The organism is Flavobacterium sp. TSSA_36 (genome assembly GCF_051547165.1).
Lineage (GTDB): Bacteria > Bacteroidota > Bacteroidia > Flavobacteriales > Flavobacteriaceae > Flavobacterium.
Genome location: NZ_JBPTTP010000002.1, coordinates 344,727 through 361,454 on the forward strand (window position 1 = coordinate 344,727; position 16,728 = coordinate 361,454).

Annotated in this window: 14 protein-coding genes and 1 tRNA gene; all 15 read left to right on the plus strand. The window is 36.1% G+C overall.

Features of this window, described 5'->3' with window-relative positions; translation table 11 throughout:
* The first annotated feature begins 22 nt into the window (after window positions 1–22).
* The 15 genes from ACSVH7_RS05615 to ACSVH7_RS05685 all read left to right on the plus strand — a co-directional run bounded on the left by ACSVH7_RS05615 (window position 23) and on the right by ACSVH7_RS05685 (window position 16,621).
* Window positions 23–1,351, plus strand: coding sequence for an MFS transporter (locus tag ACSVH7_RS05615; RefSeq protein ID WP_438065711.1), 1,329 nt, complete (start codon window positions 23–25; stop codon window positions 1,349–1,351).
* 9 nt (window positions 1,352–1,360) lie between these two features.
* Window positions 1,361–2,956, plus strand: a complete 1,596-nt coding sequence (locus tag ACSVH7_RS05620; protein WP_438065712.1) for a glycoside hydrolase family 3 protein — start codon at window positions 1,361–1,363, stop codon at window positions 2,954–2,956.
* Window positions 2,957–3,362: 406 nt separating this feature from the next.
* Window positions 3,363–3,860, plus strand: coding sequence for a thiol peroxidase (tpx, locus tag ACSVH7_RS05625; RefSeq protein ID WP_438065713.1), 498 nt, complete (start codon window positions 3,363–3,365; stop codon window positions 3,858–3,860).
* A gap of 7 nt (window positions 3,861–3,867) precedes the next feature.
* Entirely contained in the window at window positions 3,868–4,242 is a 375-nt protein-coding gene (locus tag ACSVH7_RS05630) for a diacylglycerol kinase family protein (protein ID WP_438065714.1), read from the plus strand.
* A gap of 17 nt (window positions 4,243–4,259) precedes the next feature.
* The gene (locus tag ACSVH7_RS05635; protein WP_438065715.1) at window positions 4,260–6,704 is read left to right on the plus strand and encodes a DNA translocase FtsK 4TM domain-containing protein; all 2,445 of its coding nucleotides are present in this window, start codon (window positions 4,260–4,262) and stop codon (window positions 6,702–6,704) included.
* Between the two features lie 4 nt (window positions 6,705–6,708).
* On the plus strand, window positions 6,709–7,410 hold the full coding sequence (locus ACSVH7_RS05640) for a LolA family protein (protein WP_438065716.1): 702 nt from the start codon (window positions 6,709–6,711) through the stop codon (window positions 7,408–7,410).
* Window positions 7,411–7,416: 6 nt separating this feature from the next.
* Window positions 7,417–8,865, plus strand: a complete 1,449-nt coding sequence (locus ACSVH7_RS05645) for an LptF/LptG family permease (protein WP_438065717.1) — start codon at window positions 7,417–7,419, stop codon at window positions 8,863–8,865.
* An 8-nt stretch (window positions 8,866–8,873) separates the two neighbouring features.
* Window positions 8,874–10,007 (plus strand): 3,4-dihydroxy-2-butanone-4-phosphate synthase, encoded by a 1,134-nt coding sequence (gene ribB, locus ACSVH7_RS05650; protein ID WP_438065718.1) that lies wholly within the window; start codon window positions 8,874–8,876, stop codon window positions 10,005–10,007.
* Window positions 10,008–10,172: 165 nt separating this feature from the next.
* Window positions 10,173–10,257, plus strand: a tRNA-Ser gene (locus tag ACSVH7_RS05655).
* A gap of 286 nt (window positions 10,258–10,543) precedes the next feature.
* Entirely contained in the window at window positions 10,544–11,791 is a 1,248-nt protein-coding gene (locus ACSVH7_RS05660; protein ID WP_438065719.1) for a site-specific integrase, read from the plus strand.
* A 222-nt stretch (window positions 11,792–12,013) separates the two neighbouring features.
* Window positions 12,014–13,453, plus strand: coding sequence for a hypothetical protein (locus ACSVH7_RS05665; protein ID WP_438065720.1), 1,440 nt, complete (start codon window positions 12,014–12,016; stop codon window positions 13,451–13,453).
* A gap of 549 nt (window positions 13,454–14,002) precedes the next feature.
* A complete protein-coding gene (locus tag ACSVH7_RS05670; RefSeq protein WP_438065721.1) occupies window positions 14,003–14,290 on the plus strand; it encodes a helix-turn-helix domain-containing protein in 288 nt (95 codons plus the stop codon).
* A gap of 101 nt (window positions 14,291–14,391) precedes the next feature.
* Window positions 14,392–15,276 (plus strand): transcriptional regulator, encoded by an 885-nt coding sequence (locus ACSVH7_RS05675; RefSeq protein WP_438065722.1) that lies wholly within the window; start codon window positions 14,392–14,394, stop codon window positions 15,274–15,276.
* On the plus strand, window positions 15,263–15,919 hold the full coding sequence (locus ACSVH7_RS05680; protein ID WP_438065723.1) for an ATPase: 657 nt from the start codon (window positions 15,263–15,265) through the stop codon (window positions 15,917–15,919). Before ACSVH7_RS05675 ends, ACSVH7_RS05680 begins: the two co-directional genes overlap by 14 nt.
* Window positions 15,920–15,979: 60 nt before the next feature.
* On the plus strand, window positions 15,980–16,621 hold the full coding sequence (locus tag ACSVH7_RS05685) for a hypothetical protein (protein ID WP_438065724.1): 642 nt from the start codon (window positions 15,980–15,982) through the stop codon (window positions 16,619–16,621).
* Window positions 16,622–16,728 lie beyond the last annotated feature (107 nt).

Here is a 16,728-nt window from a genome sequence, read left to right on the forward strand (position 1 = left end):
ACCAAATACCCCATAAAAAAGAATGACCTCAGAAAAATCGCCTTGGTATTGGATACCATTATTAAATTTCGCGTCGGGTTTTCCGTATGCGATCATTATTTCCGTTTCTGTTGTAATGTACAAAAATTTAGGCATCAGCAACGAAGACATTGGAGTTTATACCAGTTTATTATACCTCCCGTGGGTTGTAAAACCTCTATGGAGTCCTTTCATTGATTTGCATGCCACCAAAAGAAAATGGTTTTTAGTCATGCAATTTGTAATTGCGATTGCATTTTTAATTGTAGGACTAACGCTCCCTATGCAACATTTTTTCTTGCTAAGTTTGGCTTTATTCTGGGTAGGAGCTTTTGCTTCAGCCTCCAATGATGTAGCCATAGATGGTTTTTACTTATTAGCCCTAACCAAAGACAAACAATCTTTTTTCTTAGGAATCCGTAGTACCTTTTACAGATTATCTATGCTTACCGCCAATGGAGTCATTGTACTCTTAGCCGGGTTTTTGGAAGAAAAATACGGTGATAAAAGCAAAGCTTGGTCTTACACCATGCTTGTGGTGGCTGCCATCATGATTTTCATCACCCTCTACAACTATTTTATGACGCCCAATCCTGAGATTGAACAGGAATACATAAAAAGTAATGCCAATCATAAAGCAAGTTTTACCGAGGTTTTTGCCACTTTTTTCCAAAAGAAACAAATCGGTTTACTACTTACCTTTATTTTAGTGTATCGACTAGGAGAATCACAGTTGATGAAGATGCTTACTCCCTTTTTAATTGACGACATTTCAAAGGGAGGCATGGGATTAAGCACCGAAGATGTGGGGATAATTTATGGCACCTTTGGCGTAGCTGCACTAGTAATTGGGGGAATTATTGGCGGAATCGTGATTTCTAGGGACGGTTTAGGAAAATGGATGTTGCCTATGATTTTAACAATGCATTTACCTATTCTTGGTTTTGTCTATTTATCTCACTGTCATCCTTCAGATGTACTAAACTTTCATTTTGACTTTTTAAATTATAGTTTCGACTATAATCTAAATCCTCACATTACAGCGGTCGTAGTGCTAGAACAATTTGGATATGGCTTTGGCTTTGCTGCTTTCATGATGTACTTAATCTATGTCGCCGAGGGAGAATCCAAAACCTCTCACTACGCTATAGCTACAGGCTTCATGGCATTAGGGATGATGCTACCTGGCATGGCCAGTGGTTACATTCAAGAATTCTTGGGCTACGGTAACTTCTTTATTTGGGTTGTATTAGCAACAATTCCAGGGATTATTTTATCTCGATTTTTAATTTTTCCCTATCATTTCGGAAAAAAAGAAATAGAAAAAAACTAATACAACACCATGACAACTGAACAAAAAATAGGACAATTCTTCTTTCCTGCTGTCTTCATCAACGACAGTGAAGAAAATATTCAAGCAACAGAACGACTGATTCGTGATTACAATATAGGCGGATTAACCTTTTTTCATAGTAGAGCTAGTGCCGCTACGAACTATGAAAATAATAAAAAAATTGAATCTAACGACGATAGCTTTGAACGTCTCAAATCTTTAATCATTCGTTACCAAAAAGCAGCTCCTACCCCATTATTAATGAGTATTGATGCCGAATGGGGATTAGCCATGCGAGTAGAAAAAACCCCGCAATATCCATACGCGATTACTTTAGGAGCAATTCCGTTAGAGGATAAGTCTTTGGTTTACGACATTGGAAAGCAAATTGGGAAAGACCTAAAATTCGCTGGAATTCATTACAATTTATCCCCTTTAGCGGATATCAACAACGATCCAAACAATCCAGTAATTGGATATCGTTCTTTCGGTGAAAACAAAAACAAAGTAGCGATTTTTGCTCAAGAATACCTAAACGGCATGAGTGATGCTGGTATTCTAGGATGCTTAAAACATTTTCCCGGACACGGAAACACTAACGTGGATTCTCATTTAGGATTACCCGTTTTAAAAGAAAACTTAGAGGATTTAATGTCGAATGAATTGATTCCTTTTATTAAAGGAATTGAAAATAAGGTTGATTCAATAATGATTGGTCATCTAGCAGTGCCAGCACTAAATGGGGGCGCTAATACCTCGGCTACACTATCCAAAGCTATAATTGAAGATTTATTGCGATCAAAATTGGGATTCCAAGGGCTAATAATTTCCGATGCCCTAAATATGCATAGTGTATCGAAGTTGTATCCAACGAAAGGAATTTTAGAATGGGAAGCATTCAATGCCGGTAATGACGTGTTGTGTTTTGCAGAAAATGTACCCGAAGGCATTCAAGAAATAGCTAAAAGAGCTGATTTAGAACGAATAGACGCTAGTTTTAATCGAATTTGGCAATGCAAAATCAAAGCAGGAATTATTGAAGAAAATAAAAACAATTGTACTAATTTCGATTGGAAAACTACTCATGATTTAAATACAAAGTGTGCTGTAAAAGCAATTACTTTGGTAAAAAAAGACACCCCTAGTTCTATTTCGGATTTTATCAATAACAGCAATAAAGTTGCAAAAATAAGCGTATACAAAGACAGCAACAATGCCTTTTTCAATCTAATAAGCAACGCTTTAAAAGGAGATTCTTTTTCTATTCGTGTAAAGGATGAAAATTTAAAGGAGAAACTCAATACTTTGAATGCATATGATACTTTAGTTATTGCTTTATTTGTTCCTAAAGCAAAACCTCTGGCTAATTTTGAAATTGAAGATTCCATTATTTCATGGCTATCCCAAGTAGTCACCACCAAAAAAGTTATAGTTCATTTGTTTGGAAACCCTTATGCGCTACAAGTCATTCCAAACGTCATGGCTGCCAATACAATCGTAGTGGCTTACCAAGATCTTATAGCGTTTCAAGAAGTGGCCGCAGAAAAAATAATAGGAAACCAACCCTACGAAGGAACGCTTCCTGTTACCCTACTTTTAAATTAGAATTCAAAAAAAAAAAAAAAACGGACGAAGTTCACGCTTTCGTCCGTTTTTAATAAAGGTATTAAAAAAGTACCCATTTTTTGATTATTTACTTCAAAAAAACGGCTCTAAAATGGCTTCTTTTACCCCAATACAGACTAGTTACTCTATCCCTGATGGCAAAAAAAGCTAAAAACCCAATCAAAAAGCCATCATCTGCCCACAAGAAGCAACAACCGTAAGAGGCCTACTTTGAGAACTTCAGCGCTAAAACGCTTGCTAAACAAAAGGGCTACCCTACTATTTTTGATTAAAACAAGCTGAAAAACCACAAAATGAACGAGTTTGAAAGCGCCTAAATTGTAAAAAAAGGAAACTTAATTCTTAAAATATTTTCATACTTTTGGAACTCAAAAAACATAACGATATGGCAACAATTACATTAGGGGGAAACCCAATTCATACTTCAGGAAACCTTCCTCAAGTGGGTAGTAAATTAATTGATTTCAAACTTCTTAAAAATGATTTATCCGTGGCGAGTTTAGCAGACTTCGCTGGAAAAAAATTAGTATTAAATATTTTTCCAAGTATTGATACCGGAACATGTGCCACATCGGTTCGAAAATTCAATGAAAGTGCCAGTACTTTAGAGAACACCCTAGTATTATGTATTTCTAGAGATCTTCCTTTTGCTCAAAAGCGTTTTTGTGGTGCGGAAGGTCTAGAAAATGTAGTGAATTTGTCTGATTTTCAAGAAGGAAGTTTTGGAAAAGCGAATGGATTAGAAATTACAGATGGCCCATTAGCAGGGTTGCATTCGAGAGTGATTATCGTAACTGACGAAAATGGTGTAATTACCCATACCGAACAAGTGAACGAAATTGCTAACGAACCTAATTATGAAGCAGCCTTAGCTGTACTATAAGAGGTCTATGGAATTTCAAAAAGACAATACCTTCGTCACAGGTAGACTAAAAAGTGTGACTTATGCCTTTAAAGGCGCTGTAAAATTAATCCGTACAGAACACAGTATCATGGTACAATTTTCTATCGGTATAGCAGTAACTATTCTTGGCTTTTGGATGCACATTTCAGCTTCCGAATGGATGTTTCAAACCTTTGCTATCGGATTAGTCATGAGCGTGGAAGGATTGAACACTGCGGTAGAAAAAATTGCTGATTTTATTCATCCTAATTACAGCAAAAGAATAGGTTTTATCAAAGATATTGCGGCAGGATCCGTTTTCTTTGCGGCACTTACGGCGATTACAATCGGCTTACTCATTTATATCCCAAAATTTATTTAGGCATACTAAAAACAAGAATGGCAAAATCAAATAAAAAAAGCACTGCCGAATCTCCTAAGGATTCGGCTTTATCAAAATCGTTTTCTTGGGAATTATCGAAACAAAATAAGCTCATTATAGGAAGCATTTTACTCCTGTTTTCCATAGGTTTATTAGCCTCCTTCGTGTCTTTTTTTATTCATGGACAAGAAGATCAAAGCGCAATTGTCTTGATGACAGATCGCACCGAGTTGGTTCAAAATTGGCTAGGTAAAACAGGCGCTTTCCTTGCGGATACACTAATCTACAAGGGGTTTGGTATCGCAGCTTTTTTGTTTGTACGTTTGTTTTTTCTTACAGGATTGTTTTTGTTTTTAAACCTTAAATTAACAAGGTTAAAGAATATTTGGTTTTGGGACCTATTCCTAATGCTCATCCTATCGGTTATTTTTGGATTTTTCTCCACCTCTTTGCCTGAGTTAGGCGGAGTTGTAGGATACGAAATCAATCTTTTATTACAGGATTATTTGGGTAAAACTGGCACTTTATTGCTGCTTGTATTCGGCGTTTTAATGTATTTGATTTTTAAATTAAAAATATCCCCAGAAAAAATTCAAAATGTCTTTCAGGCAACTAAAGAAGAAATAAAGCAAGAAATAGCCACAAACCCGCTAGCAAAAGAAAGCGCAAATTCCTATAATTTAGAAGAATTTGCCATCGAGGAAGAAGAAAGCGATGATGGTATTCACCTAAAAAATACTGGGTCGCAATTTGAAATTAACAAAGAAGCCTTAAAACCTACCATCAGTAGTGCCTCAGAAATTAATTTAGAACCGCAAGCCAAAACACTAACAGTTGCTCCTATATCAAATGAAATCATTCCCACAAATGATGACGCTTTCGTGATAGAAAAAGCGGCAGAAGAAACTATTATTGAAGAAAACTTAGCGTCACGATTGGTGTCTGATTTTGGGTTATTTGATCCTACTTTAGACTTATCACATTATAAATACCCTACCATTGATTTATTAAAAGAGTATTCTACGGGCGGCATTACCATTAATCAAGAAGAATTAGAAGAAAACAAAAACAGAATTGTAGATACCTTACGCAATTACAAAATCGAAATTGCTCAAATTAAGGCTACCGTAGGACCGTCGGTGACCTTATATGAAATTGTACCTGAAGCAGGAATACGAATTTCTAAAATTAAGAGTTTGGAAGACGACATCGCCTTATCACTATCGGCATTAGGCATTCGAATCATTGCCCCAATTCCTGGCAAAGGAACCATTGGTATTGAGGTTCCAAACAAAAATCCAACAATGGTGTCTATGAAAAGTGTCATTGGTTCGGCTAAATTTCAAGAAGCTGAAATGGAATTACCAATTGCTTTAGGAAAAACCATTTCTAATGAAACTTTTGTAGTGGATTTAGCCAAAATGCCCCACTTATTGATGGCAGGAGCCACAGGTCAAGGAAAATCAGTCGGCTTGAATGCTGTTTTGACCTCTCTTTTGTACAAAAAACATCCCGCAGAAGTGAAATTTGTTTTGGTAGATCCGAAAAAAGTAGAATTGACTCTTTTTAATAAAATAGAAAGACACTATCTAGCCAAATTACCCGACACTGAGGACGCGATTATTACTGATAATGCCAAAGTGGTAGCGACTTTAAATTCACTTTGCGTTGAAATGGACAATCGCTATTCTTTACTGAAAGACGCCATGGTGCGCAATATTAAAGAATATAATGAAAAATTCAAATCAAGAAAGCTAAATCCAGAGTTAGGACATCGTTTCCTACCGTATATTGTTCTAGTTGTCGATGAGTTTGCCGACTTAATTATGACAGCAGGTAAAGAAGTGGAAGTTCCTATTGCCCGTTTAGCCCAATTAGCTCGTGCCATTGGAATACATTTGATTATCGCTACTCAAAGACCTTCAGTGAATGTCATTACAGGTTTAATCAAAGCCAACTTCCCAGCTCGTATCGCATTTAGAGTAACCTCAAAAATTGATTCTAGAACGATTTTAGATACCCAAGGAGCGGATCAATTAATTGGTCGTGGAGATTTATTGTACACCAACGGAAACGATGTGGTTAGGGTACAATGTGCTTTCATAGATACACCAGAAGTAGAAAAAATAACAGAATTTATAGGCGCTCAAAAAGCGTATGCAACCGCTTATTTACTTCCAGAATTTATTGGGGAAGAAAGTGGCATTAATCTTGATATAGATGTTTCTGAAAGGGACCCGTTATTTAGAGAGGCTGCCGAAATTATTGTGAATGCACAACAAGGCTCAGCTTCCTTATTACAAAGAAAACTTAAATTAGGTTACAACAGAGCTGGCAGATTAATTGATCAATTGGAAGCCGCCGGAATTGTTGGCGCGTTTGAAGGTAGTAAAGCTAGAAGCGTAAACATCCCTGACTTGAGTGCCTTAGATCAATTTTTCAACAACGAACAAAACAATTAAAAACATGTTACTTAGTCCAAAAAATTCCACTAAAAAAGAAACACAAACCAAGGCAAGATCACTTGTAAGCTATCTTTTACTCACCTGCATAGCACTATTCCATGTCGTTTCTTTGCAAGCCCAAGATAAAAAAGCCAAAGATTTACTAGACCAAGTAACGGCAAAAGTAAAAAGCTACAACAATATAGTGATTGACTTCAAATATAGTCTTCAAAATTCTAAAGAAAATATTAATCAAGATAGCAAAGGGAATGTTACCCTAAAAGGAAATATGTATGTTTTGAATTTTATGGGAGTAACCAAAATATTTGATGGAAAAAAAAGCTACACTATCGTTCCTGAAGATGAAGAAATCACCGTTTCAAAAGTAAATGAAAATGATGATAATGCCATTACGCCTTCAAAAATGCTGACGTTTTTTAACTCAGGATACAAATACACTATGGACATCGTTCAAAATGTAAAAGGACGCAAAATTCAATACATTAAATTAATTCCAACCAGCGCAAAAGACCAAAGAAAAGAAATACTCTTAGGGATTGATAGCCAAACCAAACACATCTATAATGTAATCGAGATCGGTAAAAAAGGAACCAAAACTACCCTTACCGTGAATTCTTTTAAAACAAATCAACCTTTATCAAAAAATCAATTTACCTTTGCGGCGAGTAAATACCCCAATTACTACATCAATAAATTAGATTAAACATAGGTGAAGATTCTTGACAAATATTTATTAAAATCCTTTTTGGTTACATTTACTACGGTTTTTGTAATCCTTTTTTTCATCTTTATTCTGCAAACCGTTTGGCTATTCATTACAGAACTAGCCGGTAAAGATTTAGATTTCATAATGATCCTAAAATTTTTACTGTTCTCCATGCCAAGGATTATTCCATTGGTACTCCCGCTTTCTGTTTTACTAGCTTCCATCATGACTTTTGGAAGTTTTTCCGAAAATTACGAATTAGCAGCCATGAAATCTTCTGGAATTTCATTGCAACGTTGTTTTCGAACATTAATCGTTTTCATAACGCTATTAAGCTTTGTTGCCTTTATGTTCGCCAATAATGTCATTCCGTATGCAGAATACAAATTCATGAGTTTTAGAAGAAATATTGCCCAAGTAAAACCCGCTTTGGCTATAGCCGAAGGACAATTCAACACGGTGGGGATTTATAATATTAAAGTCAATAAGAAATCAGGTGAAAAAGGAAATTTTTTAACTGGAGTTACCATACACAAAAAATCAATGATGGGCGATGGAAACAAAACAGTGATCAAAGCTAAAACAGGGGAATTGATAAGTAATGAAGCCTCCAACTTGCTACAATTGGTTTTAAAAGACGGTTATTATTACGAAGACGTGACTCCAAAAAAATACGAAGATCGCGAGAAAATGCCTTTTGTAAAGAGCGCCTTTAAAAGAGACATCATCAACATAGACTTATCCAAATTAAACACTCCAACTATCGAGGAAACTAAGGACGCCAATACCAAAGGAATGCTGGATGTTGCCGAATTGAGATACACCATCGATTCTTTGTCAAAAAACAAAAAAACAGAGCTAAAATCGTTTATTGAAAACATCAACCAAAAAACAGTCACTCCATTTACTTCAGTAGCCGTCCCTGCCACGGATACCGTGAAAAAAAACAAGAAAAAAATCAGTACCGATATTTTAGCGCCATTTACTAACGATGAAAAATCGACTATTTATAAAAATGCGCTCGCCAGTACACAAAGTACTATTGCTACAATTGACGGATCTCTGTATGATTTTAAAATGAAACAAAAAAACATCAATAGCCACGAGTTTGTCATCTATGAAAAATTCGTAATTGCGTTTGCTTGTTTTTTAATGTTCTTCATCGGAGCACCATTAGGCGCGATCATTCGAAAAGGAGGCATTGGACTTCCAATTGTTTTTGCCGTATTAATTTTTATCACGTTTCATTTTATCAATACTTTTGGGAAAAGAATTTCTCAAGAAGACGGACTCACCCCTTTTGTTGGGGCTTGGATGTCCTCATTTATATTAACTCCTTTAGCTATTTTACTCACCTATCGAGCCATAAATGACATCGGTATTATTAATATAGATCGCATAACAGCACCTTTTCAAAAATTGTTTAAAAAAATATTTCCCTCAAAAAAATAACTCCACCTATGGTAGCAGATAAAATACAACTGAATACAATTGAAGAAGCAATTGAAGATATTCGTCAAGGAAAAGTAATTATTGTGGTTGACGATGAAGATCGCGAAAACGAAGGGGATTTTTTAGCAGCAGCCGAAAAGGTAACCCCCGAAATGATTAATTTCATGGCTACTCACGGTCGTGGATTAATTTGCGCTCCTTTAACCGAAAGTCGTTGTAAAGAATTAGGATTACACGTGATGGTGAGCAATAATACAGATCCGATGGAAACCGCATTTACTGTTTCGGTGGATTTAAGAGGAAATGGAGTAACTACAGGTATTTCAGCATCCGATAGAGCCAAAACCATACTTTCGTTAGTAGACGCCAACACCAAACCTCACGATTTAGCAAGACCAGGACATATTTTCCCCCTCATCGCCAAACAAGGCGGCGTTCTAAGACGCACAGGACATACCGAAGCAGCCATTGATTTTGCACGCCTAGCAGGCTTCAAATCAGCAGGTGTGATTGTAGAAATTATGAACGATGACGGGACCATGGCACGTTTACCGCAATTAGTTAAAGTAGCCAAGAAATTCGATTTAAAACTAGTTTCCATCGAAGCATTAGTGGCTTACAGAATGCAACACGATAGTCTTATTGTCAAAAAAGAAGATTTCGATATTCAAACTCGTTTTGGTACCTTCCGCTTGAGAGCCTACCAACAAACGACAAACAAGCAAGTGCATATCGCCTTAACCAAAGGAACATGGAATTCAGGAGAATCTATTTTAACTAGAATCAACTCCTCACAAGTCAACAATGATTTGTTAGGCACTTTAACTAATAATGCCGACAAACAATTAGATGATATGTTTACAATCATCAATACCGAAGGTAAAGGAGCCGTTATTTTTGTAAACCAAGACATGCAAGCCATAAATTTATTGAGTCGCATTGCTGAATTAAAAGAGTTACAAGACAACGGAGAAATGAAAGCTCCAAAAATCAAAATTGACAGTAAGGATTTTGGAATAGGGGCACAAATTTTGCACGATTTAGATATTTCTAAAATTCGTTTGGTTACCAATACCGCTCAAGGAAAACGCGTAGGGATGATCGGTTACGGTCTTGAAATCACCGAATATGTAAATTATTAAAAGTACACTCGCTTTTTTTATTTTTTTTTATTTCCTAAACAATAGAAAATGAAACACTTAAAAAAAACACCAAAAAAGGTTGCTATTTTTTTTCAAAATACGCTTGCACAACCAAAAAAGAGTCTTATATTTGCACTCGCAATCACGAAATGATCGCGACTTACTGGAGAAATGGCAGAGCGGTCGAATGCGGCAGTCTTGAAAACTGTTGACTGTAACAGGTCCGGGGGTTCGAATCCCTCTTTCTCCGCGAAATAACCTTCAAAAGGTAACAAAACCCTGAAAATCTTATGATTTTCGGGGTTTTTTCTTTAATGAAATACTCAAAATATTCATTCTTTAACAAATTTCAAGGTGCAAAATCGAGACCCTAAAAAAAATCAAAACTGGGGTCTCGCTAAACGAATACCTATTTGACACAACCAACTGAATTTACTAGGGGGTTGCAACAGGTTAGTAACCGTATCATTTTTTAAACATCTTGCAATTAGACAAACCTTAAGTTAACTTGATTGTATAATTTAAAGGTTACCAAAATGACTACAAAAACAACATTGCATTTCTATGCAAAATCAACCAAGAGCAATTCACAAGGGCTTTTCCCTATTTATGTGAGATTGACTATAGAAGGAAAACGTCTAGAGTACAGTACTAAAAAGTTTATTGATCCATCTAAATGGTCATCGACTGCAAGCAAAATGAAGGGCAATTCAGAGGAAGCTCGTTCAATAAATAGTATTATTGATTTAATCAGAAGCAGAGTAAATGAAATCCAATACGAACTATTAAAGGATGGAATCATTATAAGCCTAGAAGAATTTAAAAAAAGGCTCCTAGGCACAACCGAGAGACCTCGTACCCTCCTCCCCATCTTCCAAAACCACAACGACAAAATAAAGGCTTTGATTGGCAAAGAATATGCTCCAGGCACCTTGCAACGCTACGAAACCTCTTTGAAGCATACGAAAGACTTTTTGCAATGGAAGTATAAAGTTTCCGATATCGAAATCAACAAAATTGACCATGCTTTTATAACAGAGTATGAATTTTATTTGAGAAGCGTTCGCAATTGTGCGAATAACACCGCCGTTAAATACATCAAGAACTTCAATAAAATCATAAAGATTTGTTTGGCTAACCATTGGCTCGAGCGCAATCCCTTTGCCAATTATAAATCCAAAGTCCAAGAAGTGGAGCGCGTGTATCTTTCAGAAGAAGAAATTCAGGATATTATCCAAAAGGATTTTGGAAACGACAGACTTTCTTTAGTTCGGGATATTTTCATTTTTAGCTGCTTTACTGGTTTGGCATACATTGATGTCAAGAACCTGACCAAGGCACATATAACCTTAGGGATTGATGGCGAGCAATGGATTTTTACCCATCGTCAAAAAACCGAATCTGCTTCCAAAATTCCGATTTTACCAGTAACACAAATGATCATTGACAAGTACGGGAATCACCCACAATCCAGTAACGAAGATCGTTTACTTCCTATTTTCAGTAACCAGAAGATGAACGCCTATCTAAAAGAAATCGCAACAGTATGCAAAATCAATAAAGAACTCACTTTTCACATTGCACGACATACTTTTGCAACGACAGTTACACTTACAAACGGGGTTCCAATCGAATCAGTAAGTAAGATGCTAGGACACAAAAATTTAAAAACGACGCAGCACTACGCTAAAGTTTTGGACAAAAAAGTAAGTGAAGATATGAAAATTCTAAAAGGTAAATTCTCAAACATCATCAGTAACAGCAACTTAAAATCCGCAAACTAACCATTGTTAAATTGATAAATATTATTCAACATATTAACAGATAAAGACATATATTGCAACACCATTTGGTACTAATTATCCATAATTAGTACCAAATATTTAAAATACCCAAAACAATTTACCCTAAAAATTAGTCTTAGTATATCAACTAAAATATTTTTTAGCTCTTTTATGAAAATAGCCAATTTGCTTGAATGTTATGATATAGTTTTTCGTCAAACAATGACTACTAGCATTTCAAAAGAAACCCTTTTTGAAGAATTAAAACCATTTGAAAATATATCATATCGTCTTTATGAAATTAAAATTGATAAAAATAATAGTGAGGAGAAGGTAAAGCTACACAGAACCATTCATTCTTTGCATCCAGAGGTGAAGTCTTGTGACATGAAATCGATCTTCCATTTTAAAGAATACGTGGACCACATCCCACATTTAAATTCAATTATCAATTTTACAGGCGAAACGATCTACTTAGCCAAACACTGGACTGATTCCAACACCTTTTATGTGTGTGAAAAATGCGCTATTAATGAAATCCCTAATAGAGAAAGAATCTTGTTATACACGCATCAATATTTGATAAAAGAAAACGTAAACATCAAACGCGCCATCAAGGAGAAAGTCTTCAAATGTAAATCTAATAGTAAAATACAGCATTTCATTCAAAAAATTCAATTGGCTCTTGAATGTCAATTGCATCAATTAATCAAACACATTGCACCCAAAAACAAAAAGGAACTTTACGAATATTCCAATAAGTACAATAAAATAGACGCCTATAAATCACAGTTTTTCCACTTAGAAAAACTATTAGTTTTTTTAGAAAATGAATATGCAGACTACCTGAATGACAAGCTAATGGTGCCTTATCGTACGATTCTAAAAGATGAAGTGGAATTAACCGCTAAAATACAGTGGGTCCGCAATAACTTACTCGCAATGGTCATGGATAAGGAATTATTGCAACTCCTTTTTGATCCAATTGTAAAGTTAAGCAACCTCCATTTAAAAGACAAAATCAGTTATTACCAATACAATTATGCCAAAAATTATGTAGTAGAATTAGCCAACTGTCTTGCAACGACCTCAGATGATTATTCACAATTCGAATGGTGTAATTGGTTAATGATGAGGCGTGTCAATACTTTTCAATGTTTTGATTTCATTACAGCTCTATTAAAAAAAGAGTTTTTGAATTGCGTTTCTGAAACCGAAAAATTGAATAGCATGTTTGAGCACTTGAGAACTTTTAATCAATTTAAAACAAATCAAGGGACTTGCTACCAAGAGAATCTCCCTGAAATTCACGTCCAAATTTACACTTGGTTAGAGGAAGAAATAGCCTTTTTATCTCGAAAAAAAGAACTCACCAAAATGATTGAAAATCAAACTGATCTTATAGGCTTTCCCGACAAGATTCACGTAGATTTTTCGGTAGCGCAATTAGCGTGTTTTGTCGATTTGCTAATAAAAGCAGGAATCATTAAAAACAACAACAGAAAAGAAGTGTTACAAGTGGTAGCTCAAACAGTCAAAACAGATATGACCGAAACAATTTCTGTGGATAGCCTTCGATCTAAATGTTACAACATTGAAACCAGTACATCCGAAGCAGTCGCCAAAAAAATTGAAAAAATACTAGAACTTACGAAGGGCTAATATTTCTTTTAAAATGCGATAGCTAAAGCCTCGCATAGCAAGCAAATCTTCATCAGAAATAGTCAAAACTTCTGATAAAGTCTGAAGGTGATTCAACTTTAAAAAAATCAATAACTCCGTACTGGGTTTAAATTCTGATGAGGTTTCCATAAAACAATTGACTACACAAATGGATATAAACAAGCTGCGTGGGACATCTATTATCAGCCACAGAGGTACCGCCAAGCACCCACAGCACACGATTAACAGAGCCCACGCATTGCGTAGGCGAACAGTTAATTCGTGAGCTGATTTAGAATTGTTTGGCGGTTTTCTGTGGCTCTACTTAACTTTCGCTATATGTATTGAGTATTTTGTTCTCAATTTTGTATTGTGTCACAAATTTAAACAAATACCTCAATTTCAAAACAATTTAGTGGCTTTTTAAAATATCTAACTTTTTTTTCACTGTATTTGCTGACTTTCTTAGGGGTTGCAACCCCCATGTAACTGTTTTGACATTTCCCAATTCTTTCTATTTGCCATTATTAATTTTAATTTTTTAAACGTATGGCAATCGAAGTACTAACCAAAGACGACTTAAACCAATTTAAAAACGAACTCTTTGCTGAAATCTCACTATTAGTGATGGCACCCCACAAAACCAAACAAAAATGGCTCAAATCCAAAGAAGTTTTGGAACTGCTAACCATTTCGCCTGGAACCCTACAAAACCTTAGAATTAACGGCACCCTCTCTTTTACCAAAATTGGAGGAACTATCTATTACGATCAAGAAGACATCAATAAAATTCTAGAGCGAAATAAAAAAGCTGCTAAACTGACTCTGTTCAAATAATCAAACGCTTTAACAAAACAGTTTAAAATGGTCTTTACTCTTATTTCTTACTACTTAATACTTAATACTTGACACTTAATACTTGATACTATCCTCTCCTTATGAACTACATCAAACACCTCTCCGGTTTCTTCCAAAAAATCATCTATGATACCGACCTCAACCCAACCCATGTAAGTCTATACATGGCGCTATTTCAAACGTGGAATATCAACCGTTTTCAAAATCCAATTAGCATTACTCGTAATGAAATGATGCGCATAAGTAAAATCTATTCCAAAGCTACCTACCACAAATGCATCAACGATTTACATGCGAAAGAGTACATTATTTACGAGCCTTCTCACAATCCTTTCAAGGGCAGTTTAATCCATGTCAACACCTTAGAAACTGACTTACCACAACCAAGTAAGAAAAAACAAAGAAAGTCAAAAAATGAACCACCTACTGAACATCTTAGTGAACATCCTATTGAACAAGTAGTGAACAAGCACAAGGCAAGTAACTTACCAACTCCTAGACAAGCGCTGGTATCTTATATAAACAATAAAAACAATACAAACATTTCAAATAGTATAAACGAGAGCACACATGAAAAAAAAATGAAAACGGAAAATGATTTTGAAAAAATAGAAACGCTAATCGCCGTAGACAAAAAGAAAAAAAAGTTGCGCGAAAAAAAAGAAAGTACATCAAATGTCATCCCGAGCGGAGTCGAGGGACGAATCCCGCCACAGCTTGAGGAAGTAAAAAAATATTTCTGTTCGCAACAAACGGATGAAATCGAAGGCGAACGCTTTTTCAATCACTTCCAAAGCAACGGTTGGCTCGTGGGAGGCAAATCCAAAATGTACAATTGGCAAGCTGCGGCTAACAATTGGATCTTGAACTTACAATCTTTCAAACCCGTGCAATTCGCCTTTTCAACTCCTGTTCCGGGAAATTTAAAAACATCAAATCAAAAGCAATACGATGAACCCTTATAGCGAAATTCAGAAAACATTTGAAATCAAAAATGGCATCAAAATGTACAACTTTGAGAAATGTCTTCGGGCGTTACAAACCCTTGGCAACTATCATTTTGGCAATCGTTTCAAAATCTACGAAGAAGACCTACCAGTAATTCGAAAATTGGTAATTTATGCCATTCGCGATACAGCGACAATGATCCAATTGGATATTAATCCAAACAAAGCATTGCTTTTGTCGGGTCCAGTCGGTTGCGGCAAAACATCGATGATGTTTTTACTGAATTACTTTTGCCCACCACAATCCAGTTACAAAATAAAACCATGCAGAGAAGTCGCGTTTGAATTTGCCAAAAAAGGCTACGAAGCCCTAATCCCCTATACCCAAAAAGAGCACAAGCAAATCAAACTCAGCACCTATTGTTTTGACGATTTAGGAACCGAAAAACAAATCAAACACTTCGGCAATGAATGCAACGTAATGGCCGAAATCATCCTAAGTCGTTACGACTCGTTCATTCATGAAAAATCCCTCACCCATGTCACAACCAACCTCTCCGCATCAGAACTCGAAGCCTACTACGGCGACCGCGTCCGCTCTAGAATGCGACAAATGTTTAATTTGATAGCATTCGACGTTCAGTCTAAAGATAAACGCTAATCCCGTACGGACAGGTCGCGACCTGTCCTATCGCTTACTTCACTGCTCAATTCTCACAACATGAAAAAAATAAAAACCTTCTGGAATTGGTTCCAAGACAACCAGCAAACCATCTATAATTTACAAACCGAAACATCCAAAAACCGCCAATACATCAACTTTTGGTTGACCAAACACTTGAACTATTACAGCACAGGCATAGACTTCGTTATTTCCTTTCCAAAGAAACCAAATACAGTAGCTACACTAACCATCACCGCCAATGGCGATCCTGACTATTTCAAAGCAGTAACAGACCTCATCGACCAAGCACCAAAGATCAAGAACTGGACATTCGAAGCCTTCATCCAACCCACAAAAGACCTTGAACTATTTTCAGAGGGACGCGATCATCCCTTCATTTTTCAAGACATCACCATCAAGGCCAGCCAAGCCAGATTCCTGCCTCTAGATTGCAACGAAACCTGCGATAAATTTAACATTATCGTGTACCTCAAAAACTACAACATACACTGCAACACCCACAATTGGAAGGAGGCGCTTTACATCATCATAGAATCCATTTTTGGTGAAAAATTCACCTTCAAACACCTCAACTTCGTACAACTTGCCCAATACCCTGACGACGATTCCGAACTCATAGAACTCTATCTTTTAGAAAACTATATCGCCCTTTTTCGCTCAGAATATGGGAAAGAATAAAAATACCAAGTATTCAAAATCCATTCCCCCCGTACGGACAGCTCGCGAGCTGTCCTCTTTCGCGAGCTGTCCTTTTTTATGAGCTGTCCTTTTTTATGAGCTGTCCA

Excerpts from the sequence above, each read along its gene's own strand:
- ACSVH7_RS05615 (WP_438065711.1), top strand. The coding sequence starts at position 23 with ATGACCTCAGAAAAATCGCCTTGGTATTGGATACCATTATTAAATTTC.
- ACSVH7_RS05620 (WP_438065712.1), top strand. The coding sequence starts at position 1,361 with ATGACAACTGAACAAAAAATAGGACAATTCTTCTTTCCTGCTGTCTTC.
- tpx (WP_438065713.1), top strand. The coding sequence starts at position 3,363 with ATGGCAACAATTACATTAGGGGGAAACCCAATTCATACTTCAGGAAAC.
- ACSVH7_RS05630 (WP_438065714.1), top strand. The coding sequence starts at position 3,868 with ATGGAATTTCAAAAAGACAATACCTTCGTCACAGGTAGACTAAAAAGT.
- ACSVH7_RS05635 (WP_438065715.1), top strand. The coding sequence starts at position 4,260 with ATGGCAAAATCAAATAAAAAAAGCACTGCCGAATCTCCTAAGGATTCG.
- ACSVH7_RS05640 (WP_438065716.1), top strand. The coding sequence starts at position 6,709 with ATGTTACTTAGTCCAAAAAATTCCACTAAAAAAGAAACACAAACCAAG.
- ribB (WP_438065718.1), top strand. The coding sequence starts at position 8,874 with ATGGTAGCAGATAAAATACAACTGAATACAATTGAAGAAGCAATTGAA.
- ACSVH7_RS05660 (WP_438065719.1), top strand. The coding sequence starts at position 10,544 with ATGACTACAAAAACAACATTGCATTTCTATGCAAAATCAACCAAGAGC.
- ACSVH7_RS05665 (WP_438065720.1), top strand. The coding sequence starts at position 12,014 with ATGACTACTAGCATTTCAAAAGAAACCCTTTTTGAAGAATTAAAACCA.
- ACSVH7_RS05670 (WP_438065721.1), top strand. The coding sequence starts at position 14,003 with ATGGCAATCGAAGTACTAACCAAAGACGACTTAAACCAATTTAAAAAC.
- ACSVH7_RS05675 (WP_438065722.1), top strand. The coding sequence starts at position 14,392 with ATGAACTACATCAAACACCTCTCCGGTTTCTTCCAAAAAATCATCTAT.
- ACSVH7_RS05680 (WP_438065723.1), top strand. The coding sequence starts at position 15,263 with ATGAACCCTTATAGCGAAATTCAGAAAACATTTGAAATCAAAAATGGC.
- ACSVH7_RS05685 (WP_438065724.1), top strand. The coding sequence starts at position 15,980 with ATGAAAAAAATAAAAACCTTCTGGAATTGGTTCCAAGACAACCAGCAA.